Origin of the sequence: Shewanella woodyi ATCC 51908 (genome assembly GCF_000019525.1) — a bacterium.
GTDB lineage: Bacteria > Pseudomonadota > Gammaproteobacteria > Enterobacterales > Shewanellaceae > Shewanella > Shewanella woodyi.
In genome coordinates, this window is the sequence record NC_010506.1 from 5,723,367 (window position 1) to 5,749,160 (window position 25,794).

The window sequence follows — 25,794 nt, forward strand, 5'->3', positions numbered from 1 at the left end:
TGGTAAGGAGCCAATCAGCTAATTTGTCGGTTGGTCACAGGGAAGATCAGACATAAGATCACAAGCCTCACCACTAATAACAATAGGAACCTCTAGCTTATCATACTGATTTTCATAAGTTACTTTAATACTTAAACCCTCTATTGGTAAACCTTCAAGCGCTAATTGAGCATGTTTAGCAAAAGGGTCAATCTCCTCAACAATTAGAGCAGGGCCAGCTTGATCATTTAAAGGCCAAACTTCAATATGACCAGAATCAGCCCCTTCCACACTCCATCTAACATCCAAGGTTTGGTACTTATCATGAGAGTAACTTCTGATCCCTTTTAATTTGGGGGCAGCGCCTCTTGGGTTTGGTACCTCAATCACTCGGCTAGCACTCCCAAAAGTATTGCTAGCAAGCAGGTTTAATGAGATAAACTCAGGATCGGCGGGCAGAGTCTCCCCCTGCGTCACTACATCAAAAGGAGATACCGCGAGATCTATTTGACCAGCCTCATTGCCCAACTCAACATCTTCATACAACCTCGCATCAGACATCAAATGGATATCTAATTTAGGATCACCATCAGGCATCCTATCTTCACTGCATCCATCTTGTCTCGGATGGCCTGTCTTAGCATCCCAGTAATAATGAATAATATTAGCCGTATGCCTATGTGTTTTTGTGATTAAGTCGTATTCAAACTCAGGGGTAGTTTTCGCAAAGATCTTTGCAATATAGGGAGCTGGGTCTTCAGGGTTAACTCCTCCTTCAGCCACCACCTCTATGGTAAAATCATCATCGGTATTATTGGCGGCCACTTGAAGCTCACCAAGATAAACCTGACCATTGGCATTGAGTACAGCACTAAAGTTAACCTGTCTCCCACTCGGAATTAACAGCCGCCTGCTTGAATTACTCGGAATTGATACCTGAGTGGAAGCTCTCAACCCCGGCCTTGAATTTGAAGCCATATCTGCATTAAGTCCAACTTTACATTCGCCACTCACCTCACCTGTGACAGTAAGATTAATAACTCTGGTCTCCGGAGCGACATCGACATTCCACCAGCTAAAGTGAGGGACACTCGCCCGTAAAGCGAAACCAGTTGGTGATCTTTTCGAATCCACCACCTCACCATACCCGTAGTTCTGCCAGAGACCGCTATCTTCCTCTAAATGCCATAACTCGATCCTGTCTCCAGTTACAACTGCGCTGCCATCGACATGCTGAGCGACATAGATGGGCAGCTCAATAACCGCCTCAACTCCGGGAGCTAGATTCAACTTATCTCCCCCCTGCTCAAAGTGAAACTCAGTCGTCCCATAAGTGGCAATTGGACTCGTTTCATCAAGCCCTGGATATAGCCCCTCAAAGTTACCGGGAAACAGCTTTAATCCATCGGGGTTGGCAGTATTCAATGGGGTAATGGTGACATAAACTTCCCCACTCACTCTATTTCCATCCCCATCAACAAGCCCGTTTGCAGGCAACATAAGATAAGCCCCATCGGTCGTAAAAAGCTCAGCTTCCCCCTCAGCTTCAATTACTATAGGTAATTGACGCTGCAAAACTGGTAGCTGAAATTGATTCTCTCCTTTCTCTGCAAGGTCTTGAATCACCTTAACCTGATTGCTATACCCCAGCTTTTTACTGGATAAGATAAGCGGAAAGTTTAGCTTGCCATAATCGACCTCAAAATGAGCTCTCCCTTCGCTATCAGTCTCCACCTCCAAAACAAAATCTTGGCTACTTAAGGTCAACTTCACCGCCTCTAAGGCTCGATAGTTCTGATCTATGATGAGCACAGATAGTGAGGTCACTTCACTAGCTGGGTTTGCAGGAGGCTGCGTGGGGGTAGATGGTGCTGGTTCAAGCTGCTTTGAATCATGACAGCCCCCTAAAAGGGCCATGAAAATGAGTAAAACAGTTAAAGACAATAATCCTTTCATCTTGTACTCCTATCTATTATCCGAGGAGTAACCATGCTGCAGTGAACGTATTAAAGCTTGAAACTAACTTGAAACAAGTTGATTTAAGGTGAATCTGTTTATTTTTAGAGCGTTATTCTTTATCTTGATCTTTAAGAAGAGTTTTCGGTCATAACCTTTATCTATGATTTACACCTTTGGGCACTGCCATCTAAATACTAAAACACATCAGTTATATGTAAACGATGGACTCATTTCACTCGAAAACAGACAGTTTTTACTTCTGCAACTTCTAGCTAAATCTGGTAATCAGGTGGTGTCCCGTGATCACCTGCTTGAAAATTTATGGCCAAAGCAGATAGTCAGTGATACCTCCCTATCTAGGCTTATCTCAGACACCCGAAAATTGATTGGTGATGATGGCAAGTCACAACATATCATCAAGACCTGTCGTGGTGGTGGCTTTATGCTAGTCCCTCCCATCACCATGAGCGATACAGAGCAGCCAACTCTAACATCTAGAAGAGGTATCGCTGTTTCAGTCTCGCTCCTAGGCTTATTGCTGTTAGCACTCACCTACTTAGGCTATAACGCGATTCCTCAAAAGTCAGACAACTACCAGCTTATTATCACCATACAACAGCAGTTAGATATCACTAAAACCGCTTTTATCGCCCAAACAAAAAGGCGTAATGAGCTCGGAAAAACGCTAGGAATTGAAGCTGGAGGAGATATTTTATGGGAGCAAGTGTTTAGCGCCGCATATCCAGATCTGACCAAACGACAAAAGTTTATCTTCGATCAGATCCGCGGGATCACCCAAGGAGCCATGTACAACGGCAATCAAGCTATCGCAGATATTTTACAGCAAAACCCAGATCTGAAAAATCAGATTGCGAGCCTTGGTCCACTACTAAGTCACCTAAACTACTGGCTAGCAAAATACCAACAAGTATTTCTGCAAAGGGAGGATATGTGCCTCCTCTATGTTGGTAGAGAAGATGGCGTTCCCTTCCCCAGTAGAGTCGATAAAGATGTCGCCGATTGGTTAGCGGCAAATAAATCTTAGCCCCTAGGTTTCCCATCTCTAAAAAGTTAAACAAGCCTATCATAAGGTAAAGCAGACTTGACTTTATGTTTTGGTTAAATTATCTTCACAGGTAAAGGGTGCTTTACATCATATGTATCCACCTAATTTGAAGAACATCGCTAGAGACTTATGGAGAGAGACAATGAAAACGATTTTAAATGCGATCTGCTCTAAGGGCCTACCTTCACGGGATATTAGAAATGCCAATAAGGTAAACATACTCGCGCTACTATGGGCGTTCAGCCTAATGCTCACCTCGTACCTGTCCACACAAGCATGGTTTACTGAAATCCCGATCGCTATCGCCTTCCTGCTCCACACAGGGATAGGCATAACCATGGTATTTTCCTACCGACACTTTCTTATCGAACTCGATGAGATGGAGCGCAAGATCCAGCTAGATGCTTTAGCACTTTCTGTCGGCGTGACCATTATCAGCTTCTCAAGCTATTCAATCTTAGATAAAAATGGCATCCTTCCGGAGTTAGATTCGGCCTACCTTATTGCACTTATGGCATTAACCTATATGGTCGGCATTATCAGTGGCAGACTTAGATACCGCTAGCCTTAGGATTTTAGAAAGATGAAAAACCGCTTAAAAGTGCTCCGCGCTGAACAAGACTGGACCCAAGCTGATTTAGCCGAGAAACTCGATGTTTCCCGACAAACCGTCAACGCTATTGAGAAGGGAAAGTATGATCCCAGTTTGCCGTTGGCGTTTAAATTAGCCAGGCTTTTTGATACTCCGATTGAGGCCATTTTCGATGATGAAGTTAGGATAGATTCAGATAAATCTATGCTATCTCTCACAAGTTAGGGCTCTTGTCAGATAACAAGTTTCAAATATCTTTTTGGTTGAGTTAGTTTTGTATTTAATTACTTTTAGGTAAGCATGGCTTCATTGATGTTTATTGCTTGCAGCAGGCCTAATGTGTAAATACTTCCGTGGGACACTATAAATATGTCCCTATACGCTCGACGGTGGCATCCTTGCCACCAACGCCCACAGCCGCATTCACACCCGAGTGTTTATCTCTTCGAATGAAGCCAATTGGCTACGACCCCTTTGTTTTAAACCCTATTTTCAAGGCTACTTACCAACGTTTAGTCGCGGCCGGAAAACCAAAGAAAGTGGCCATTATTGCCTGTATTAGAAAAATGGTTGTAACGTTAAACTCGATGCTAAAAGATGGTGTAATGTGGGAAGCGCCAAAAGCTCAAATTTAGCTATTGACGCCATAGTCTCTTGTTAAATGCTGGTAGCCTCTGACTCTTCAACTGCTTTTAGTGTTTTTCCACTCTCAGTCTGCCAATGATGACGCCCATTAATCGCATAGCCAGCTATTATTGCAGCAGCCTGTGATGGGCTAGTGAAAAGACGATCTCTGGTAAACCGAAGAATACCGTCACTACCTTTTACCACTGCACCTGAATCAATTAATTCTGCACGAAGTTTTTGATAGCCTGTTGAAAGACTATCCCTAATTTTATCAGCTACCATTGAACCGGATAACACTACGATACCCTCATCAGTTAACACTGCCTTTGCGGATATTCCCTTAACCTTTAAGCTAAAATTGCTGTTATTTGAAGCAAGAGCACTTTCTTCATGCGCTTGATTTTCAAGCGACTTAGGTACCTCATGTTGAGCTAATGACTCTAGTGCTTTGTGACCAATAACACCTAAAAGTACCCTGATATTTGATAGGAACTCTTCCATGGCATCACGATCACCTCGTGGTAATACAGGCTGTTGAGGTTCATTACCATTTAGAACAACGTATCTCTCTGCTGATTTAGCAAATTGCACTAGTCTAGATTCAAGGTATTTGACATGAGATTTAGTTAGATTTTCATCTTTATTTGTGAACAAAACTACTTCATTCCAGAAGTCTTTGGTAGCAACATGGCTTTGTAAACGATCCAGAACATTCTCTGCTTCCCCAATATAAACAGCTGAGTTTCCAGAAGTTTCATCCACTCCAAAAAGAAAATATACACCCGGCTTTTTTGACTCTTCCCAGTCAGACAAAGACTTCACCTGAGTTCGAGGTGCAGATATTGCTTGTCCAGTCCAGTTAACAATTTCAGCATGCCTGATCCCGGAAATCGAACCATCATCTAGATATATTCTAATTGTTCTACCAATACTCATATAGTTCTCAATTTTTCAATAAGGCATTTAACGCCCACAGCAGCGGCGCGTTCACGCGTCCGACTGGCTGTGCTTGTTAGCTGCTGTTTACTGAATTGGTATTATATTAAATAGCTCATTTAACCTGGACTCTACCCTAGCTCTAAGCTCTTTATCTTTTTCACACTCTGCCATAAAGCTTTCCATCGCGCATATAACATCATTTGTGAAAGATCGCACACCAATAACAACGAGGGCTGAGTTAATCTCAGGTTTGTAAGCATGCCGACCGCCATCGTGATATACAAATTTTATTGTAGTCGTATCTTTTTCATGCAGTTCTGAGGTGGCGCCATATGTATGTAGGAACGAACACCTAGCCGCATAAACATCTTTGCCATTATATTTGTACGTTTGTTCTGGATGGCAACGTAGGTAACGATCAACCCAAGTAATAAAATCAATTCTCGTAACTCTAGCTTTATCGATTGGGCGAGAAAGGCTAGCTAATGAGTCTATTGATATAAAACACATAGCGAGACTTGGTGTAATTAGCCCTGATTCATCGCAAACTCTAATCTGGGAAGCAAGATTAGGAATTGCACTCCAATTTAGATCGTCCTTATTCAATAATTTCTCCGATACTCTTCTACTGGGAAGCTAACATTTGTATACACGACTTGCGCGTTTTGCCAAGTTCTCTCGGGAAAGCGTGCACGGGCATCAACACTATATACCTCATTAATACAACGTATTGAGACATGCATAGCTAAATTGTATCCCATACACTCTCGGACAAAACTTAGTCGCACACTTTCATCTTACGAGAATTCGAAAGCCACCCACAACAAATCAATAACATAGCGCTAACTAAACAAGCTTTCAACTTAGCCTGCCATTAAAGTTGTCAACTCGTCGATCTCACTGCCACTTAATCTGCTTTCGGCCAGTTAATGTGGTTATTTATCGACAAAATAATGGATTTCAGGCAGGGCTAGTAAGCTCAACCTATTGAAGAAAATTGAATTAAATGAAGAGTGATGTATGTGGGGGAAGTTAAGTTACACCTGACGATTAACCATCTTCAAGATACTTGCAACACTGGGCAAAGTGTCGTCGACGCTTTTGAAGGTGCTCACAAAAAGATGTTAATTCTTGCGTGTTGCCAACAGGGCCGTGAAACAGTTCGCCAAACTCTGAGGTGAGCTTTATCCAGTTGTCCGATGAAATATGTAACCTCGTCAGTATCTTTGTGCTGTTAGCAGAGATAGAACCTCGCTTATCATTACGGATAATTCTACCTGTTTCATCAACCAATTCTAAGTAATCTTTTAGGGCAAAATTGATGCCTTTAGGTTGATTAAGCCGCTCATCTCCAATAAAGGGCAGTAATTGAGTAGGTTGCTCACCTTTCAACGCAGCATTTACTCTAAGTTGTATACTCGTGTGGTCTGAACTCTCAAGCGTATCAGCCATTTGGGCTCGAATAGGGTTGAGCTCAACATAAGCCATACAGGCCAGCACCGCAGCTTCATCAAGCAGAGCCTGACTCTTAAACCTTCCCTCCCAGAAACGGCCTGTACACTTGTCCTCCTTATTAGCCATACGAGCAATTGGCTCATTAAGACACCTCATAAACCAAGATATATCACATAAGCGTGAGCGGTAAATGCCAACAAGGTGTTTTAACTTAGCAACTTGATACTCTTCTATCACTTCACCCTTAGCAAACCTTTGAGTCAACTCGGTACCGTTAAACAGTTGATGCCACTGCTCTACTACCGTTCTATCTGACCATCTATTCACTGTTTCAATGTCAATATACAGCACGACATGTAGATGATTCGACATCACCGCATAAGCCGCTACATCAATAGCAAAAATATCACCTAACTTGAGTAGCAGAGACTCAACCCAATCACGCCTATAATCATAATTCTTTCCCGTAAGCTCATCATTTCCAAATAGACAGGCACGGCGTGTCACTCTTGAGCAACAATGGTACCAAGACGTGTCTTCAATGCTCATTTGTGTTCTTCTGGGGCGGGGCATATTAACTTCCTACTTCTACCAATAACCAAAGTTTAGTAGGCGGATGAAAAACGCACAATTTATTGTGGGTGGCCCTATTTATTCTCGCAGCAAAGCGCCCTAGTAGTGAGCTTGTGAACGACCTCGTAGGCACGCAGGCCGCCCTAGCTGGGCGAAGCCCGCCCTGCTACGTAATCACTCTGACCAAACTGCAAATTCATTTCCACTTGGATCGCTAAAGTGGAATCTTCTTCCACCTGGAAATGAAAAAATAGGCTTAATTGTTTTACCACCTGATTTTTCAATCTTTGCTTGAGTTTCCTCTAGCGAATTACTATAAAGCACAATTAGCGGGCTTCCATTCTGAGTAGAAACAACTAATTCTGATTTAAAAAAGCCTCCATCAACGCCCTGCCCCCCAAAGCTACAATAATCTGGGCCATAATCCACAAATGACCAATCAAACACCTCACTAAAGAAGGCTTTTGTTGCTTCAATATTTTTTGCGGGGATTTCAATATAGTTAATTTTATTGTGTTGAGTCATTTCGGTAGTTTCATCCTTTATCTCACCTAAATTATTTGCGCTTGTGCTAGCAATAAATAAAGACAGCACCAATGCTAGAATATGTTTCATAAACCATCCTGATCACATGAAAAATATGAGGCTGAATTCCAAATAGAACTCTCAATAAGCGCTATCAGAACATCCATAGAAAACATTACAAAGTAAGTCATTACTAATTAATAAACTAACGACTCAGCAGTAGATAATCAACACTCTCCAAAACCGTTTTTTGCTTTTCACTGGCAGCGAAGCGCCCTAGCAGTGAGCTTGCGAACGATCTCGTAGGCACGCTGTGCCGTCCTAGCAGGGCGAAGCCCGCTCTTCTTCCAAGATAAAAGCATATTTATGTGAACAACAGCTCAAAAAAACAGGTTGAAGCTAGCTCAAGTCGTTATTACACATCAATATAAGTGAATAATCACTTAAAAATAATAACTAAAAATGCAAATGAATCGTCGTAAATTTCTCTGTGGCAGCTTAGGTGCCAGCCTATTAACCCTTGGTTGTAGCAGTTCAAACACAGCTACAGAGCTACTATCTAGCAGTTCAACCAACAGTAATGGCATTGCCGAAGACCAGCCTATCCCGCTTAACTTCAATGAGAACCCGCTAGGTATAGCGCCTAGAGCTCAACAAGCGATCAACAAGGCACTGCCTCAAGTTTGGCGCTATCCAGATAAAGCTCGCAGTGACTTAATGGCAGGCTTAAGCCAGTCGCTATCATTGAGCAACTCACACCTTATTTATGGTAATGGATCTTCAGAGGTCCTAAAGATGGCACTCGATGCATTAGCACAAACCAATTGCCAGTTGGTTATGCCAGATCCTAGCTATGGAGTGATCATCGACTATGCACAGGCACGTGGGATCCCTGTGGTCAAAGTCAAACTCGATAGCCAATGGCAGACAGACTTAGCAGAGGTGCAAGCTAAAGTTGAAGCACATAAGGGACCATCCATTGTTTATCTATGTAACCCTAATAATCCAACTGGAGTTTTGCTCCCCCAAAGCCCTTTGAACCAGTGGTTAGATAAAGCCTCATCTCAACTGAGTTTTATTATCGATGAAGCCTATGTCGAATATGTTAACCAGCCTGAATTTGTCTCTGCCGTTGCGCGGATACAGCAGGGGCAATCCAATATTGTCGTGTGTCGTACCTTCTCAAAAATCTATGCCCTAGCAGGTTTGCGTGTCGGTTATGGCATAGCACATCCAACTCTCATTAACGCCATGCAAGCTCAGGCAAGTATTGATAACGCTAACCTACTGGGTTGTGTTGCCGCAACGGCTTCACTAATAAGCCCCGAGTGGCTCGAATTAAGTCTTAAATCGAATCATCAGGCTAAAGAGTTGGTTTATCAGCAACTGGAGAGGCTGGGCTTAGATTATCTGCCAAGCGAGACCAATTTTATTTTCCATAAAGTAACAGGAGATAGTCAGCAATATATGGAGCGCATGGAGCAGGCTGGTATTTTAGTCGGACGCCCTTTCAATCATGGTGAGGGCTGGAATCGTTTGTCCATTGGTACTCCAGCTCAAATGCAATACTTCTGTAAAACCTTGGCAAAATTCCGCCAGCAGGGCTGGATCTAATCACTGTCCAAGTGATGTTTGCTTACTCTCTTAATGAAACACCAGCCACATAATGGCTTGGTGTTTCACATCATCTTAAATATACATCTCCAACTCGAGAATAGCTTAGCCTCCTGCTAGAGTCCGAATGCCAGAAACTTCAAAGAAATGTCTATTTATGTAAAGCCCCTTTATTTTTTATCACATTTATATTACTTATTTATCTAGTTATCGGAATTAACACTATAGAGTTAAGCCCGCTGTCACTAACTGTATGAGTTTGTCCGAGGATGAACAGTAAATGATCAAGACTCAAGGGATATAAGATGAACCTCAATACCAGAAGCTTGCTTTCACTCCTGCTATTTGTAAGTTTAGCCATGCCGCTCCAAGCCGCTGTTAAGCCCTACTCTAAAGTGGGCAGCTCGCCAATCCAAGCAAGTATAAAACCCTACACAGCAGGGTTAATCATGCGCGGAAAATATGATGGTACCAAGTGTGAAACGCCTAGAGGTAATATGGCGGCGGGTTATTGTCAGGTTTACTGGAAAGATATAGAACCTGTAAAGGGACAATTTAACTGGAGCGTAATCGATAGGGCTGTCACCGCAGCCAAAAGTTACAATGCTGCACAGGGCCTCACTGACAAAGATGGCTACAAGGTGATGATACGTATTCGTACTGGCGTGTACGCCCCAGACTGGGTAAAGAGTGATCCCAACGTAGGCAAGATCTCATGGCAGTTCAAGAACTCAAGCCCTAAACAGACCTTCCAACTCCCCCTATTTTGGAATACACCCTATCAAAATCACTATGAAAACCTGATGCAAGCAGCTGCTAACCGTTATGACAATGAGCTAAGTATAGGCGGAGTTGCGGCATCCATGTGTATGACTGTTCACACTGAAATTATGTGGAACCGTACAGGAAGAAAGGAGGTTCGGGCCGCTAATATGTCAACCATGCGCGCCCTTGGCGATAAGAGCTATACCAATGAGAAAGACTATGCCTGCCTGCAACGCCAAATACAGATCCATTCGAACACCTGGCAAAAAACACCAACCCTGTTTGGAAGCCACCTGTACCAAGTTTACAACTACAGTAACGGTGGTAAAAGCAGCGATTACAACAAAACTAAACAGCTTTTTAATGAGTGCCGCTCAAGTAGTAAGTTAGGTAAACGCTGCGTATTGGGTAATAACAGCCTGCGCCACGATGAGGTTAACAACGACGGCTCAGTCAATCAGCTGCTTTTTGAAATTGCTCAAGCAGGCGATCCTGTCTATTTCCAAACCAATGTATTTAAGAGTGATCGTAAAAAGCGCTTTGGTGTCGATGAGCTAAAAGGTGCCATGGATAATGCCGCTAACTGGGGAGCGGTTGCAGTAGAGATACCTATGGCTTGGGATTGCAGTGATTACTTCAATAAAAGTGGTTGTAGCTCAGCCACGGTTAAGCAACGTCAGGGTGAGTTCCACAGCTATCAAAACAGATTGAAAGACAATGTTGTCAGAATAAGCCCCGTAAAAGAAACCAAGTAAAAACGGACAAGCTGTTACCTTACTTAACAGCGCTCAATAGAGCGACCATGAATGATAAACATGGACGCTCTAGTTCCAGATACAACTCCAAATTAGCTCTTTGACTTCATTACTATTTTACCAGAACAATCTGGCTATAAATTTATCTCTCAGCCCCTAACCTCAACATTACATATCGCATCCTCCCTTATTGATGAAGGTTTCAAAGTAAGCAACCACTCACATTATTCTCTTTTATTTTTGTCGTATTTATAATATATATAGATAATCGACGGAATTAGAAGTCTGCAGTTGAGTCCGTTGTTACTAAAAATAAGCTTGCCTAAAGGGCAACACTAAATAACAAGACTCATGGGGATACACTATGAACCTCAGCACTAAATCATTGCTTTCACTGCTGCTATTGGCAGGTTTAAGCACTTCAATCCAAGCTGCAATTAAGCCCTACCCTTCAGGGTTAATCATGCGTGGAAAATATGACGGCACTAAATGCGAGGCACCACGAGGCAATATGGCTGCCGGATATTGTCAGGTCTACTGGAAAGATATTGAGCCAGTGAAAGGCCAATTTAACTGGAGCGTGATTGATAACGCTATAACCTCAGCTCAGACCCACAACTCAGGAAAAGGCGTTTCCAATAAGGATGGCTATAAGGTAATGATCCGGATTCGTACTGGCGTCTATTCACCAGACTGGGTTAAGAATGATCCAAACGTGAATAAGATTACTTGGTACTTTAAAGATACCAGTGCTAACCAAACTCACCAATTACCCCTATTTTGGAACTCCCCCTACCAAAACCATTATGAAGATCTAATGCAGGCAGCTGCCACTCGTTACGACGATAATGACTCTGTAGGTGGTGTAGCGGCCTCCATGTGTATGACTGTACATACAGAGATAATGTGGAATCGAACGGGTCGTAAGGAGGTACGCTCAACGAATATGTCAGCCATGCGCGCACTTGGTGGAAATCGCTACACCAATGAAAAAGACTATGCCTGCCTGCAGCGCCAAATACAGATACATGCTGACAACTGGCACAACACGCCAACCCTATTTGGTAGTCACCTTTATCAGGAGTATAACTACAGCAATGGAGAGAAGAACAGTAACTACAATAAGACTAAACAACTCTTTGATGAATGCCGAAACAGTAGCAAGCTAGGGAAGCGCTGTATATTAGGTAATAACAGTCTGCGCCATGATGAAGTCAACAATGATGGCTCAATCAACCAGCTCCTGTTTGAGGTTGCACAAGCAGGGGATCCGGTTTATTTCCAAACCAATGTATTTAAAGACGACGCAAATAAGCCTTTCGGCGTCAATGAACTCAAGGGAGCAATGAACAATGCTGCCAATTGGGGAGCAATATCGGTAGAGATGCCCATGGCTTGGGACTGTAGTAATGTTCATAACAAAACAGGCTGCACCCAAGCAGTAATAGATCAACGCCAAAATGAGTTTCACACCTATCAGGCCAGATTGAAGAATAACTTCCGCCCTGCCGATGCCACAGACACCAACCGCTATGTTCGAACCCGCCATAATCTCTCTGGTGCTGGTTGGGTACATAACTCAGGTGCGCTGAATCAACTGTCCTCCACCAGCAGTGGTGAAGTATGGGGACTTTCAGGCCAAAGTATTTGGTTTCGCCCTAGTCAACATGCTAGCTGGCAAAGGGTTTCGGGGGCTCTCACCCATATTCAAGTTGCAGGGAAAGGACGCGTGGTTGGCGTTAATACCCATGGCAATCTATACCAAAGAGATCGCACCAACAATCGTTGGACAGGTCTTAGCCGCCCATCACTTAATAGCGGTGAGAAGCTGGTAACTGTAGATACCACCGATAATGGCATATTGTGGGCAACCACCTCAAACAACCGTATCTTCAAACGCACTGCCGCCGGCAGCTGGTCCCGTATCAACGGCGGCCTAAAGCAGATATCGGTTAATGATAATGGCAGCGAAGTTTGGGGCATTGCGCCTAACAACTCTATCTGGCGTTGGAATGGATCAGGCTGGAGTAAGATAGGCGGCAGCCTGAAGCAAATTTCGGCAGGCACCCATGGTAATGTCTGGGGAGTAAACAGTAACAATACTGTTTATTATCGTGATGGAAGCCGTTGGCAATCACTCGGGCAAATGAAAACCGTATCTGCCAGATAACGACCCCCTATTAACAGTTCAAAAAATTTAAGGCCGGTTTCAACAACCGGCCTTTTTAATGGCTGCGGCAATACCATGCCCTATGTGCTCACTTTGTAATAGCTATACCTCTAAACAAGTCAATTAAAGCTTAGAAAATATAATCAGCCTTCATTTCAAGGCGGTTCAAATATGTGGCCAGACTTTAGCTCCCCCCCCTTGTGTTAACTCGCATTTTAATGAAATATGTCTGACGAGTTTGATACCGAAACGAATACCTACACAGATAACAATAGCGGTACTAACAAGAATAACAGTGACAATAACAAGACTAATAAAGGCCATGGATATGCGTTTAGCCCCTCTATCAATCATTACTCTACTAACGATCAGCGCAAGCAGTACCACCAGCACATTTGCCACTGCAAATGATACCCAAACAGCCACAGATAACACTCCCAAAACTGCCACACCACAAATTGCCAACAGTTACATCAACGATAAAATATTGCCACCTGCTATCGAGTGGCATGGCAAGAGTGAAGAGCTGCTACTCGGCGCCGACGCTGAATGGGCGACTCCCTTCGAACAACATGGTCTAAAAACCAGCCCGAGCTATGATGAAACCTTTATCTGGTTAGATAAGCTGATCGCCCAGAGCGATAAGCTGAAGAAAGTGAGTATAGGTAAGAGCCCACAAGGACGAGATATCTGGATGATTATCGCCTCACAAGAGGGTGCAGCCACACCAGAGACATTAGCTAAAAATGACAAACCCAGCGTACTGGTACAAGCAGGGATCCACTCAGGTGAGATCGATGGGAAAGACGCAGGCATGATGCTACTGCGTGATATTATCATTGGTGATAAAGGCGAGTTGCTGAATAAGACTAATCTACTCTTTGTGCCCATTTTCAGTGTTGATGGCCATGAACGTTCGACACAATACAATCGTGTTAACCAACGTGGGCCACTGGATATGGGCTGGCGAACTACAGCCAACAACCTCAACCTGAATCGAGATTACGCTAAAGCTGACTCACTAGAGATGCAGCACATGCTAAGAACTATCAACACTTGGCAGCCAGATCTTTATATCGATGTACACGTAACCGACGGCATCGATTATCAATACGATGTCACCTTCGGTTATAACCTACCCCAAGGTTTGAGCCCCGCCAGTTATAATTGGCTCGAAAAGATCTATCGACCAGCAATAGAAGCCGATTTAACATCTCAAGGCCATATTCCAGGCCCCCTAGTCTTTGCTATCGATAACACAGATATCACTAAAGGAATGTCGCTATGGAATGCCAGTCCGCGCTACTCTAACGGTTATGGTGATGCCCGCCACCTGCCCACTATTTTAGTCGAGAACCACAGCTTAAAACCCTTTAAACAGAGAGTACTTGGCACCTATGTGATGCTAGAGTCCACCCTCAAGACTGTTGGACAACAAGCCACTAAACTCAAAGCGGCCATCCGCAAAGATAAGTTTAGTTACTCTCCTATGGTGACCTTAAGCTGGAAAGAGAAACAGCAAGACAAAGGTTGGGACTTTAAGGGGATCGATTACCACTTAGAGAAAAGTGAAATAAGCGGCAATGAGGTCGTTCGCTGGACAGGTGAACCTAAACTTTACCCAGATCTCCCTGTTATCGGTAACACAGTCGCCGATGTCCGAGTAAAAAGAGCGAGCGCCTATTATATCCCCGCTCAATGGACTGAGGTCATAGCCCGCTTAGAGAACCATGGTATTCGTCTAACTCGCACCGAACAAGAAACAGAGATGGCACTGGAGCAGTATCAATTTACTCAGCCTGAGTTTGCCACTAAGGATTATGAAGGGCGTCAACGTGTCGATGCGCAAGTCACTAAGCACTCAATAAAGACAACTCTTCCCGCCGGTACAGTGAAGATAGATACTAAACAGCCATTGGGGGATCTGGCCATCCTGCTACTGGAGCCACAATCACCAGACTCACTGTTTCAATGGGGGCTGTTTAACCCTATTTTCACCCGCACTGAGTATATTGAAAACTACGCAGTAGAGCCTTTAGCGAGGCAGATGCTTGAAGAGAGCCCCGCACTGCAGGCAGAGTTTGAGCTGGCATTAGCCGATCCTCTATTCGCCACCAATCCAAAAGCTAGGTTACGCTGGTTTTACGAGCGCAGCCCTTATTACGATGACCAATATATGAAGTATCCAGTGTTAAGACAAAAATAGGACAAAAGTAACAGCAACCGATATCTTTCTTAATTGCAGTCATACAATGGGAGCGGTGAAAGCCTCTCCCATCTCCTATACCAATCACCTACCAACAGTTATCTGCAGACAATCATAATTACTCGTTTATAACCAGCAAGTTATACTCCACCCAGCAGACCCACGTCACAAATTCAGCACAAATCGATAAATTAAACAGCAGATCTCATTGAGCGGCATCACGCAAAACGCCCACCAAGCATCACCACTCACAGCTTTTTAATAAACCTGACAAATATCATGGTTATTTTTCAAAGTGTGATCTCGATCTCGCGTTCATTTATTAACCATTGATTTAGATCAACATGCGAAAAATATACAGGTTTAACTTGAAGGGACATTGTTATTAACAACTGATTAGCAATGAAATAAGAAAAATAATCAAAGTAAATGATGATTTAAAAACTGTGAGTTAATTTAAGTGCAATTAGAGGTATATAAAATGGAATATGCTCGAAATGTGCGGCGATGCTTATCGATACTGCTCCCACTCATCGCGGTGGTCAGCCTATCATGGACATCTACGGCAAATGCAGAAGCAAAAGCGCTGGTGTTAAAACCTTTCAAACAACTAAGTGATGAGAGCTCTGAGTGTGCCGCTTGTCATAAAGAGAAAAATCCCTCCATCTATGCACAATGGGGACGCTCTAAGCACTATGGGGCCAATGTGGGTTGTTATGAATGTCATGCAGCCGATAAAGGTGACAAAGATGCGATAAAGCATGAAGGTAGACTTATCTCGGTTATCGTCTCACCTAAAGACTGTGCTCAGTGCCATAACCAAGAGGTTGAGGAGTTCACCAAGAGCCACCATGCTAAGGCTGGTAAGATCATGGGCTCCCTAGATAACTTCCTTGCTGAAGTCGTCGAAGGCGCAATGACCTTTAATGGCAAGTCACCCGCAGCAGTTAATGGTTGCTGGCAGTGTCACGGCTCAGAGGTAAAAGTGCTGCCTAATGGCGATCTTGACCCAACCACTTGGCCAAACACAGGTATTGGTCGTATCAATCCAGACGGATCTATCGGTGCCTGTACCGCTTGTCACCAACGCCATGAGTTCTCTATGACTCAAGCTCGTCGTCCCGAGGCCTGTGGTAAGTGTCACTTAGGTCCAGATCACCCTCAAAAAGAGGTTTATGATGAGTCTAAGCATGGTATTAACTTCTACGCCAATGTCGATCGCATGAACTTAGACTCCTCTAAGTGGATTGTCGGTGAAGACTATGATGCCGCACCAACTTGTGCCACCTGCCATATGTCTGCCACACGCGAACAAGCCGTGACCCATGATGTTGGCGACCGGATCAGTTGGACCTTACGTCCAGCGGTTTCAGAGAAGATCGATGCTAAAGCGATAGCTCAGGGACACAAAGTGAAGAGCTGGCAAGATAGACGCGCCGATATGCAGGATGTATGTCAGTCCTGTCACACCAAATCGATGACAGATAGCTTCTATCAGCAGTTTGACTCTTTAGTTAATCTCTATAATGACAAGTTTGCCAGCCCTGGCAAACGACTAATGGGTATGTTGAAAGAGCAGAAGATGCTTACGGAGACCGCCTTTGATGAGGAGATAGAATGGACCTGGTTCTTCCTCTGGCACCATGAGGGACGACGTGCCCGTCACGGCGCCGCCATGCAAGCACCGGACTATGTACAATGGCACGGCATGTTTGAAGTTGCAGAACGCTTCTACATAGAGATGGTTCCTCAATATCTTGAGGTAGTAGAGAAAGCGGAGCATGAGGGTAATACCCAAGGTGCAGAAAAGGCGCGCAAACTTCTCGATGAGATCTTAGCTCGCCCAGAGCATGCCTGGTTTACTGGTAATGAGCCAGATGAGGTTAAGGCAGCCCGTAAAGCAGCCCAGAAAGAGTTTAAAGCTCGCTACCTAAGTGAAAGTAAATAGCAACCGAGTTAGGGGGTAATGATCGCCCCCTTTCTCCCCCAACTGAGGAGACTCTAGTGAATAACAAAGGGGAAAAAACTCGGTGGCAACGACTGTGGAGCTGGTTAAAGAGGCCATTAGCTTTGGGCATTCCCATCGGGGTGTTTCTATTGGTGCTAGGCGCAACATCGTTTCAAGGCATGATGGTGGTATCTAACCAAAACGCTTTCTGTTTTAGTTGTCACCTTAAGATGGACACGATAGTGCAGGAGTATAAGGCTTCATCCCATTTTGGTGATGGAGAGACTATCCCAGCTACCTGCTCTGACTGTCATGTTCCTCATCCTTTTATCGATAAGATGATCGTCAAGACCATAGCGTTGAAGGATGTTTACCATATGATGGTTGGCACCATTACCAAAGAAAACTTTGAAGAGCATAGACCGGCCATGGCCGAGAGTGTTTGGGAAGATTTCAAGAAGAATGACTCAGCTAACTGTCGTTACTGTCACCAAGGTGAAAACTTTGATTTAGCCAAGCAGCCACAACGTGCACGACTAAATCATGAGAAGATAGCCGCGAGGGGGGAGACCTGTATTGATTGCCATCAAGGGTTAACTCATAAGCGGATTGTTAAGCGTTAGGTATCACAAGATAAACTTAAGCTGTGATAACAGCCCTTATCTCCAACAAAGGCCGCATTCTCCATGCGGCTTTTTATCTTGATTGGTATTATCATTCACTTTCAAGCACTCCCCCCTCAGAAGTAGGGGAAAGTTGAAGCCAAAATAGCGGGTTATCAAGCTCTGTGGAATTCGATAGCAGAGGGTTGGTCAGTCTGGCTAATTTAGCCTGATGGTATTTGCCCAATGGAAATACTCCGCGGGTCGCAGGGTGCTGTCGAACAAACTCAAAAATATCTCCCCGCTCGACCATGGCATTAAGTCCCTGCTCCAACCGCTTAGCTAACTGCATATTTCTCTTGTTAAGAAAAACATACATGGGCATAGGATAGGTGAGCAGTAGATTATCTACCGCTACCATATCTTGATTCATACTATGCTCTAGCTCGGCGTGAACCTCTCCGATCCCTCGAGGAAAGTAGTCACAACGTCCTTGCCTCAACATAGAGTACATGGACTCAAATTTTGTCACCCTTTCCACTCGGTAACCATTTTGTTCGAGCACATAACTATCTGGCCAGTGAGTTCCCTGACAAGCAGTGAGTTGTTTTAGCTGCTCAGCACTCTCTAGTGCGAGAAATTTTTGATATTGTGAGCGGTGAACAACAGGAACACGCATCCCCAATAGACCAGCCATCAAGGGGATACGAATAACATGGTATCGCTTTTCTCTTTTAGGATCTGTCCCTGCCCAAAATATCGTTAACTGATCTGACTCCAGTGCATTTAAGCCACGATTTTGGGTATATGAAGAGCCAGTTTCAACTAACTTGGCAACCCCATATTCACCTTGAGTCTCCTTGAGCACCTCAAAGATAAGATCAACATAGTAATGATAGCTGGCATCATCTTCAGACTGAGGGGATTGGATCAGCAGAGCTTCTGCTGACCACGTCAGGTGGGCGTACAACAACACAGCTAGACCTAATACAATTCGCATAAACAACAGGTGCTGATAAATAAGTATCTTTAGCTTATAACACACACCTGAATAATGATCATTGAAAAAGCAGTTTCAGTGCAATTTACAACTTATAGCCTAGGGATTATTTATCGCAGAGATTGAATAAACCAGAGGTACTCGTTGATCATTATGCTTCATCGCGTAACGGGTATGTTGTTTACCGTTTTTATCTGTCACTAACTCTTTCTCAAGGTTTGCAAACGCATCATAGGGACTAAAATCAAACTCGTTATAGCGTTTAATCTCAAGACCAGCAGCAATAAGTGCATTGAAGACCTCTGAGATTGGATGAGGCCAGCTCACTAAAGTCTCTTTCTCACCGCTACAGTTCTCTGTGTATGTCCCCTCTTCATCGACATCGGGCTCATCTTGTGCAAAGTAGCTATAACCGTCAAACAGAGCCTCAAGAGGATGAAACTCAGCCATATAAAACTCACCACCAGGCTTTAAACTCTGCTTGATCATTTGGGCCCATCTGTTCAAATCAGGCAACCAACAGATAGCACCATATGAGGTAAACACAATATCAAACTGACGCTCAAGCTTGTCCGCCGCACTATAGAGATCGCTACAGATAAAGTTGGCTTCTAACTGGCTCTTTACTGCCAACTCTCTTGCCTGCTCGATAGCAACTGAAGAGAGATCGATTCCAGTCACCTCTGCCCCCTCCCGAGCCCATGAGAGAGTATCTAAGCCAAAATGGCACTGTAGATGTAATAAACTCTTGCCCTTTACATCTAGCTCTTCAAACTCAATTTCCTGTAAGGCACTATTTCCAGAGAGAAAACCGTCAACATCATAGAATTTTGAACCAACATGAACCTTGGTACGTTTATCCCATGCGCTTTTATTTACTGCTAAATAGTCCATCTTAAAATTCCCAAGTTACCAATTTCTCAATATAGGGAAATTCACTAAACAGTTAGTCCATTTTCCCAGCAATTAAGCACATAAGCTAACATACTATTCAGAAAAAACTAAATAACACAATAAAAACATATGGATACATTTTTGGCACAAACCCTGCTAATGAATACGCATACAAAAACTCAAATATAAAATGAAATCCGTCTTAAAGGTAACTCACCACAAGGCTTAGGATCATTTAAAAAGGAATTGAACAATGACATTACGACCTATTGCAGCAGTCAGCCTTACGGCATTACTTCTATCAGCTTGTATTATTAATGTGAACGGAGCAGGCAGAGCACCTACCGAACATACTCACCAATCACTTCAATTAGATAGTAATGGCCTAAATGAGTTGGTGGCCGAAACTGGTGCTGGTGCCTTAGAGATTCAAGGCGTTGTTGGCCTATCTCACATCAAACTTGAAGCAGATATCTACACCTATGAAGGAATAGATCCCATACTCACTCTTGAAAAACGTGGCGATACCGCACGTCTAGTAGCCGATTTTGACAGTTACAAGGTTTCAGGAAACTCTCCCTATATTGATCTGGTTGTTAAAGTGCCAGCAGAGATGAAAATGGATATCGACGATGGCTCTGGCAGTATCAAAATTCAGGGCTCAAGTGCGGATATAGATGTAAAAGATGGCTCTGGCAGTATGGAGATTGAAGGAGGAAAGAACCTGAATATCGAAGATGGCTCAGGCTCTATCACGCTGTCCGATGTCAACGGTAACATCACACTGGATGACGGTTCAGGTTCAATAGAGATTATGCAAGTTAACGGTGATGTTAACGTTAACGATGGCTCTGGAAGTCTCTCTATCAAAAAGGTTCAGGGCTTTGTCACCATAGATGATGGCTCAGGCAGCATCGATGTAATGGATACTAAAGGTTTGAAAATTATCGAAGCTGGCTCAGGCAGTCTCAGCTTCGATAACATCGATGGCAAGGTTAGCCTAGAGCAATAATACCAACTTCCCGGCGCAGCGACTTATGCCAATCAATATAAGGGATTGAATGAGTTGCTGCCCACCCCATCACTTTTTTGTGCTACTTGGAACTGTAGGAATTGATGCAAACAGAAGTTCACTATTGGCCAGCGCGTACCGAACAATCAGTGCCCCACAGAAAATAAACACACTCCATCGCAACACTAAGGTTTGCCAGAGCAGATCAGGATCCATCACTTTACCTATCTCACTTCCCACCAAAAGTAAAAACAGTATAAGGTAACTCAAGCCCCTTACTTTAGGCTCTAAGGAATACAGAGGAATAAATTTTGTAGCAGTATAAGCACAAATAAGCCCAAGTATCGCTCCCATCACCACATCTATTGGCCAATGGGCTCCCACCATAACTCTTGAGATACCGACTAAACTGGCAAGCATAATTAACATGAACTTCAACTTGTTACAGTTAACAGCTAGAAAAATAGTACCTGCAAACAGAAATGCGGTGGCGGTATGGCCTGAAGGAAAGCTCAAATGATGACGAACCTCTCCAATGATATTTAAGGAATCCAATACATCTGCAGGTCTTGGGGCTTCAAAATACTGCTTTAATAGTGGAACAAGTATTAAAGAGAGAATGGAAGCACCAATCACGCGAATGGTCATCTCTGGTCTTAGAGTTAGGTAACACAAGACTAAGGTTCCCAATGTAGAACCATGGCCCAGATCGGTAACAATGGCTAATAGCCACAGGGGGAAAAAATCAGATAATCCATTGATAAGATTGAATAGATAAAGGTTTGTTTCTGAGTTTAGGGTAACTATATGTAAAACAAACAACGAAAAAACTAATAGCTGAAATCCATTTCTTTGTGTATTAAAGTCAAAAGAACTTTCCTTTCTTTTGACCTCAACCAAAGAGGTCATTACGTATCTCCAGCAGCTTAAGCAAAATAGGCTTAGTAAAAAAAGACGACACCAACTAGTACGCCCAAAATGAATAATCTGCTGCTAGTTAAAACGACTTATGTAAAAACTTTTTAATCTCGTATTATTTTTTTGTAAGTCTTAAGCACTGATTAGCGTCGAAACTATAGCAATTTGTGACAGTGATCAACCTTTTAATAGCATAGCATACTGAATGATATGAAAGGTCATATTGAAGGGAGTGTCACACCTATATGGAGGGCTCTATGATCATTGCTTAATTAACATGATCATAGAGTAAAACAGGAGCTAGTTAACTTGGTTTTTTAACAGGTTTGGTGGAAAACTTCTCAGCCAGAAACGTAAAATAAGTAAGCCTGATAAAAGAATAAATGACCAACGAATAACCTGAACTTGCCAATATTGAGGAAAGTCATCGCCGTTTTTAAACTCACTGATCACAATAGTCGCAAACAACACTAGGTAAAGTTTCACTCTGACAGAGCTTGATAGAACAATTAAAGGCACAAACTTTACCGCACCATAGGCACATAAAAGTCCAACAAACGCGCCCATAACAACATCTTCAGGCCAATGCGCACCAACCATAATACGAGAACCGGCAACGAATGCAGCCGCAACGACCACTACCCCCTTTAACCAATGTTTACTCGTTGATAGAAAGATAATCCCTGCCAGAAGAAAAGCGGTAGCTGCATGACCAGAGGGAAAGCTATGCTCATGTCTAACCTCTCCGATAATATTCAGGTAATCCAATATGACAGCAGGCCTAGGAGCATCGAAGTATTGCTTAAGTAGCGGAACCATAACCAAACTAAGCACTGCAGCCACAACGACTCTGCAACATAGCTCGGGGCGAGAAACCAGATAACATAAGATCACAGCACCTAAAGTTACCCCATTACCCATGTCTGTCACACTTGCTTGCAACCAAGCAGGTATGCTTGGACTAAGTCCATTGATAAAATTAAAGACACTCAGGTTCGACGCTTCATTAATCGTCAATAGATGCAGCACAAAAACAGCAAAAAGGAGCAGATGAAAGCCCGACCCTTCAAAGTTATCTTGTAGAGAGGAAGTGAACCTTTTGCCTTGTGGCTCTCCCTTGAGTTTTTGTAACAAAGAAGCCATCGCTCCTCCCAAATTGCACGTCTATACATATCGATTTGGAGATATGTTCAGCCCTGCATAATCAATAAGCTATCCCTAAAGTGAATTGTCCTTTTGCCCTAAATGAGGGCGATAATGATACTTAAAGCACAAAGCTTACCGACTCTATGTGACAACTTAGAGATCAAAGGCCATCGCATCAGGCCAGCAGACTAACTCAACAAGAGTGAAAAAAGTGTGAAAGGAGTGCACTACATAGAGATAAATCAGTTTAAACAGGCAGGTATTTATCTAATATGCGCACTGGCGCGGATTTCAGAGTTTTAGCACTTTGACCATAAGTTAAACATTACTAACCAATCTATAGAAATATATATATATTTCTATAGATTGGTTAGCTGTTAATAGGGACAGCTTGATAGAAGTTGTGATCTACATTAGTGAGTGATTAACGCCAATTTTCTCTTTCTACTCCAAGATTTTATCTCGAGTTCACGCTTTAATGCCCCAGAGCGGTCACCGACTAGCTCTCGATATACTAGCTTAAGCGGTCCTTTGCCTCTTAGGTATTTAGCCGCCTTAGGCCCACCGCTCTCATGTTCACTAAAGCGGCGTTCAATATCGACAGTCACCCCAGTGTAGAGATGACCATTGGCACACTCGATCATGTACAGGTACCACTTAGACTCGCTCACTAATACCACCTCTTTGACAAAGATAACCATTAGCACACTCGATCTCATTCATACGCTAATACCACTTAAACTCGCTCACCTATTTATCCAAGCCTTTATCTAAGCCTAATAGCCCAAGAAAGAAGGCGTACTCCTGTGCCGTGTCTTGATAGCGACGGTAGCGCCCACTTTTACCGCCATGGCCCGCTTCCATATCCACATGAAACAGCAGCAAGTTATCATCGGTTTTATAATCACGTAATTTGGCCACCCACTTAGCAGGCTCAAAATATTGCACCTGTGAATCATGTAAACCTGTAGTCACTAAAAGATGCGGATAATCCTGACGTTCGATCTGATCATAGGGTGAATAGCTGAGCATATAGTCAAAATAGGCCTTCTCATTCGGGTTGCCCCACTCATCATACTCATTAGTTGTAAGCGGGATAGACTCATCGAGCATAGTCGTCACAATATCCACAAATGGCACATGGGCAGCCACGGCAAAATACCGCTCAGGCGCTTGATTAATAACAGAGCCCATGAGAAGACCACCAGCACTACCACCTGCAGCAACAACCCGTTTACTATCCCCATAACCTTGTTCAACGAGTCCTTTAGTCACATCGACAAAGTCATTAAAGCTATTTTGCTTATTCAACATACGACCATTATCATACCAAGGGCGCCCCAACATCTCTCCACCTCTCACATGGGCGATGGCGTAGACCATACCCCGGTCAAGCAGACTTAGTATCGAACTATCAAAATCTGGTTCGATTGTATGGCCATAGGCACCATAACCATATTGGTATAACGGGTTTGAGCCATCTTTGTTGAACTTATCTTTACGGTAAACCAAAGTAACAGGCACCTTGGCCCCATCTCTGGCATCAATAAACAGACGCTCCGCCTGGTAAAGTTCACTATCAAAGTCCCCTAACACTCGCTCCTGCTTAAGTAGCACTCGCCCTTCTCCTTGAGTCAGATCATATTCATAAATTGACTCAGGCGTTGTGGGGCTGGAGTAGTAGATGCGCAGTTTGTCGCTCTCTTGGCTAGCATTGACATCCAAACCAACCACGTAGGCAGGATCGTTAAACGCCAAGTGATAGGCACCTTGCTCACCAAACGGGCGGATCTGAATATGGCTTAATCCCTGATCACGACTCTGCACTATCAGATAACCTTTCAGGAGCAAAATATCTTCGATACGCACATCAGGATCCGCGGCTATCACCTGCTGCCACTTGCTTTTATCGGCAAAATGACTCTCACTAGCTTTCATTAACCTGAAGTTTTCAGCCTGCCAGTTAGTCAAAATAAAGTACTCATTGCCCAGCTTAGCGACTGAGTATTCATGGCCCTCTTCACGAGCTAGCAGTGGTGTGAACTGACTAAGTGGCTTATCGGCATCGAGCACAGAGATCTCACTAGTCACTGTGCTCTCATGGTGAAGTACAATGCGGCTCTCATCTAAGCTCTTACCAAGTGCAATATAATAGGTGTCATCTAGCTCCTCATACACCAAAGTATCTTGGGCTTGAGGTGTACCGAGTCGATGACGGAATACTTGGTTGCCCAGTAATGTTTGTGGATCTTTTCTGATATAGAAAACGTGTTGGTTATCATTAGCCCACACCAGTCGTCCATCGGTTCCCTCCAGAATATCCTCAAGGAGCTCACCACTTTCGATGGTTTTAAAGTAGATCTTGTAGATGCGGCGACTTAACAGATCTTCGCCAAAGGCCAACATAGACTCATCAGGACTGACATGAACTCCACCAAGACCATAAAAATCTTGCTTATCAGCTCTAAGATTCACATCTAGTAAGATAGATTCATCACCACCTAACACCTTACTTCTAGTAATAATTGGGTACTCAAAGCCTTGCTGATAACGACGAGAATACCAATGAGAATGCCACTTGTAAGGCACGCTTGACTCATCTTTATCTAAACGGCCAACCAGCTCATCAAACAGTGTTTTTTGCAGTGATTCGTAGGGTGCAAACTGTGCTTTTTTATAGCTGTTTTCCGACTCCAAATGAGCGATAATTTTAGGATCTTTACGATCGTCATCACGCATCCAGTAGTAATCATCACTGCGTTGTACGCCGTGCAAATTAAGTTCATGGGGAATTTTGTCAGCAACAGGTGGCTGAGATGAAATCACATCTGTCATAGAGGTACATCCAACAAATAGGGTTAATAGCACTAATATAGGCAAGTATATGGCCGCAGAACTAACAGCAAATTTGTTAATCATTACTCATCCTTGGGAAACAACTTATCGTTAGCCTGCTCGAGTCTAAGTTCGATAACTTGATAGGTAAAGTAAAAGCGTACACTTGTCATTATTATAAAATTAGCGCACCATGTTCGCGCTCACTATCCGC

General features: G+C 43.5%; 21 protein-coding genes and 1 pseudogene. 11 read left to right on the forward strand and 11 right to left on the reverse strand.

Features of this window, described 5'->3' with window-relative positions:
• Positions 1–18 precede the first annotated feature (18 nt).
• Positions 19–1,935: a hypothetical protein gene (locus tag SWOO_RS24355; protein ID WP_012327309.1), complete on the reverse strand. Its 1,917-nt coding sequence runs from the start codon at positions 1,933–1,935 to the stop codon at positions 19–21.
• Positions 1,936–2,098: 163 nt separating this feature from the next.
• On the opposite strand from SWOO_RS24355, the gene SWOO_RS24360 reads away from it, so the two are divergent.
• The 4 genes and pseudogenes from SWOO_RS24360 to SWOO_RS24375 form a co-directional block, all read left to right on the forward strand.
• On the forward strand, positions 2,099–2,983 hold the full coding sequence (locus SWOO_RS24360) for a winged helix-turn-helix domain-containing protein (RefSeq protein ID WP_012327310.1): 885 nt from the start codon (positions 2,099–2,101) through the stop codon (positions 2,981–2,983).
• Between the two features lie 163 nt (positions 2,984–3,146).
• Positions 3,147–3,569 (forward strand): hypothetical protein, encoded by a 423-nt coding sequence (locus tag SWOO_RS24365; protein WP_012327311.1) that lies wholly within the window; start codon positions 3,147–3,149, stop codon positions 3,567–3,569.
• 18 nt (positions 3,570–3,587) lie between these two features.
• A complete protein-coding gene (locus SWOO_RS24370; protein ID WP_012327312.1) occupies positions 3,588–3,821 on the forward strand; it encodes a helix-turn-helix transcriptional regulator in 234 nt (77 codons plus the stop codon).
• 257 nt (positions 3,822–4,078) lie between these two features.
• Positions 4,079–4,231, forward strand: a pseudogene (locus SWOO_RS24375) (IS110 family transposase); the annotation flags it as partial.
• A 22-nt stretch (positions 4,232–4,253) separates the two neighbouring features.
• Here the strand turns inward: SWOO_RS24375 and SWOO_RS24380 are convergent.
• The 4 genes from SWOO_RS24380 to SWOO_RS24395 all read right to left on the reverse strand — a co-directional run bounded on the left by SWOO_RS24380 (position 4,254) and on the right by SWOO_RS24395 (position 7,715).
• A complete protein-coding gene (locus SWOO_RS24380) occupies positions 4,254–5,159 on the reverse strand; it encodes a GIY-YIG nuclease family protein (RefSeq protein WP_012327313.1) in 906 nt (301 codons plus the stop codon).
• An 87-nt stretch (positions 5,160–5,246) separates the two neighbouring features.
• Positions 5,247–5,768 (reverse strand): hypothetical protein, encoded by a 522-nt coding sequence (locus tag SWOO_RS24385; protein WP_012327314.1) that lies wholly within the window; start codon positions 5,766–5,768, stop codon positions 5,247–5,249.
• Positions 5,769–6,212: 444 nt separating this feature from the next.
• Positions 6,213–7,190, reverse strand: a complete 978-nt coding sequence (locus SWOO_RS24390; protein ID WP_012327315.1) for a hypothetical protein — start codon at positions 7,188–7,190, stop codon at positions 6,213–6,215.
• Positions 7,191–7,364: 174 nt separating this feature from the next.
• Positions 7,365–7,715, reverse strand: coding sequence for a VOC family protein (locus SWOO_RS24395; RefSeq protein ID WP_041418402.1), 351 nt, complete (start codon positions 7,713–7,715; stop codon positions 7,365–7,367).
• Positions 7,716–8,183: 468 nt separating this feature from the next.
• On the opposite strand from SWOO_RS24395, the gene SWOO_RS24400 reads away from it, so the two are divergent.
• The 6 genes from SWOO_RS24400 to SWOO_RS24425 all read left to right on the forward strand — a co-directional run bounded on the left by SWOO_RS24400 (position 8,184) and on the right by SWOO_RS24425 (position 17,796).
• Positions 8,184–9,329, forward strand: coding sequence for a pyridoxal phosphate-dependent aminotransferase (locus tag SWOO_RS24400; RefSeq protein ID WP_041418403.1), 1,146 nt, complete (start codon positions 8,184–8,186; stop codon positions 9,327–9,329).
• A gap of 305 nt (positions 9,330–9,634) precedes the next feature.
• Complete coding sequence (locus tag SWOO_RS24405; protein WP_012327318.1) at positions 9,635–10,849, forward strand: hypothetical protein; 1,215 nt, start codon at positions 9,635–9,637, stop codon at positions 10,847–10,849.
• 364 nt (positions 10,850–11,213) lie between these two features.
• Entirely contained in the window at positions 11,214–13,019 is a 1,806-nt protein-coding gene (locus tag SWOO_RS24410; protein ID WP_012327319.1) for a tectonin domain-containing protein, read from the forward strand.
• A 328-nt stretch (positions 13,020–13,347) separates the two neighbouring features.
• Entirely contained in the window at positions 13,348–15,225 is a 1,878-nt protein-coding gene (locus SWOO_RS24415) for a M14 family metallopeptidase (protein WP_041418404.1), read from the forward strand.
• A gap of 481 nt (positions 15,226–15,706) precedes the next feature.
• Positions 15,707–17,173, forward strand: a complete 1,467-nt coding sequence (locus SWOO_RS24420) for a multiheme c-type cytochrome (RefSeq protein WP_012327321.1) — start codon at positions 15,707–15,709, stop codon at positions 17,171–17,173.
• A 56-nt stretch (positions 17,174–17,229) separates the two neighbouring features.
• Positions 17,230–17,796 carry a NapC/NirT family cytochrome c gene (locus SWOO_RS24425; RefSeq protein WP_012327322.1) on the forward strand — a complete coding sequence of 189 codons (567 nt, stop codon included), beginning with the start codon at positions 17,230–17,232 and terminating at the stop codon, positions 17,794–17,796.
• A 91-nt stretch (positions 17,797–17,887) separates the two neighbouring features.
• On the opposite strand, the gene SWOO_RS24430 is transcribed toward SWOO_RS24425, so the two are convergent.
• Together SWOO_RS24430 and SWOO_RS24435 are read right to left on the reverse strand one after the other, a co-directional pair.
• Positions 17,888–18,775: a transporter substrate-binding domain-containing protein gene (locus SWOO_RS24430; protein ID WP_012327323.1), complete on the reverse strand. Its 888-nt coding sequence runs from the start codon at positions 18,773–18,775 to the stop codon at positions 17,888–17,890.
• 99 nt (positions 18,776–18,874) lie between these two features.
• On the reverse strand, positions 18,875–19,669 hold the full coding sequence (locus SWOO_RS24435) for a class I SAM-dependent methyltransferase (RefSeq protein WP_012327324.1): 795 nt from the start codon (positions 19,667–19,669) through the stop codon (positions 18,875–18,877).
• A 253-nt stretch (positions 19,670–19,922) separates the two neighbouring features.
• Here SWOO_RS24435 and SWOO_RS24440 point away from each other — a divergent pair, with 253 nt between their 5' ends.
• Positions 19,923–20,681 carry a DUF4097 family beta strand repeat-containing protein gene (locus SWOO_RS24440; protein WP_012327325.1) on the forward strand — a complete coding sequence of 253 codons (759 nt, stop codon included), beginning with the start codon at positions 19,923–19,925 and terminating at the stop codon, positions 20,679–20,681.
• A gap of 69 nt (positions 20,682–20,750) precedes the next feature.
• On the opposite strand, the gene SWOO_RS24445 is transcribed toward SWOO_RS24440, so the two are convergent.
• The 4 genes from SWOO_RS24445 to SWOO_RS24460 form a co-directional block, all read right to left on the reverse strand.
• Positions 20,751–21,503: a phosphatase PAP2 family protein gene (locus SWOO_RS24445; RefSeq protein ID WP_195742835.1), complete on the reverse strand. Its 753-nt coding sequence runs from the start codon at positions 21,501–21,503 to the stop codon at positions 20,751–20,753.
• Positions 21,504–21,899: 396 nt separating this feature from the next.
• The gene (locus tag SWOO_RS24450; protein ID WP_012327327.1) at positions 21,900–22,742 is read right to left on the reverse strand and encodes a phosphatase PAP2 family protein; all 843 of its coding nucleotides are present in this window, start codon (positions 22,740–22,742) and stop codon (positions 21,900–21,902) included.
• Between the two features lie 416 nt (positions 22,743–23,158).
• Complete coding sequence (locus tag SWOO_RS24455; protein ID WP_195742836.1) at positions 23,159–23,464, reverse strand: GIY-YIG nuclease family protein; 306 nt, start codon at positions 23,462–23,464, stop codon at positions 23,159–23,161.
• A gap of 31 nt (positions 23,465–23,495) precedes the next feature.
• Complete coding sequence (locus SWOO_RS24460; protein WP_012327329.1) at positions 23,496–25,664, reverse strand: S9 family peptidase; 2,169 nt, start codon at positions 25,662–25,664, stop codon at positions 23,496–23,498.
• Positions 25,665–25,794: the final 130 nt, after the last annotated feature.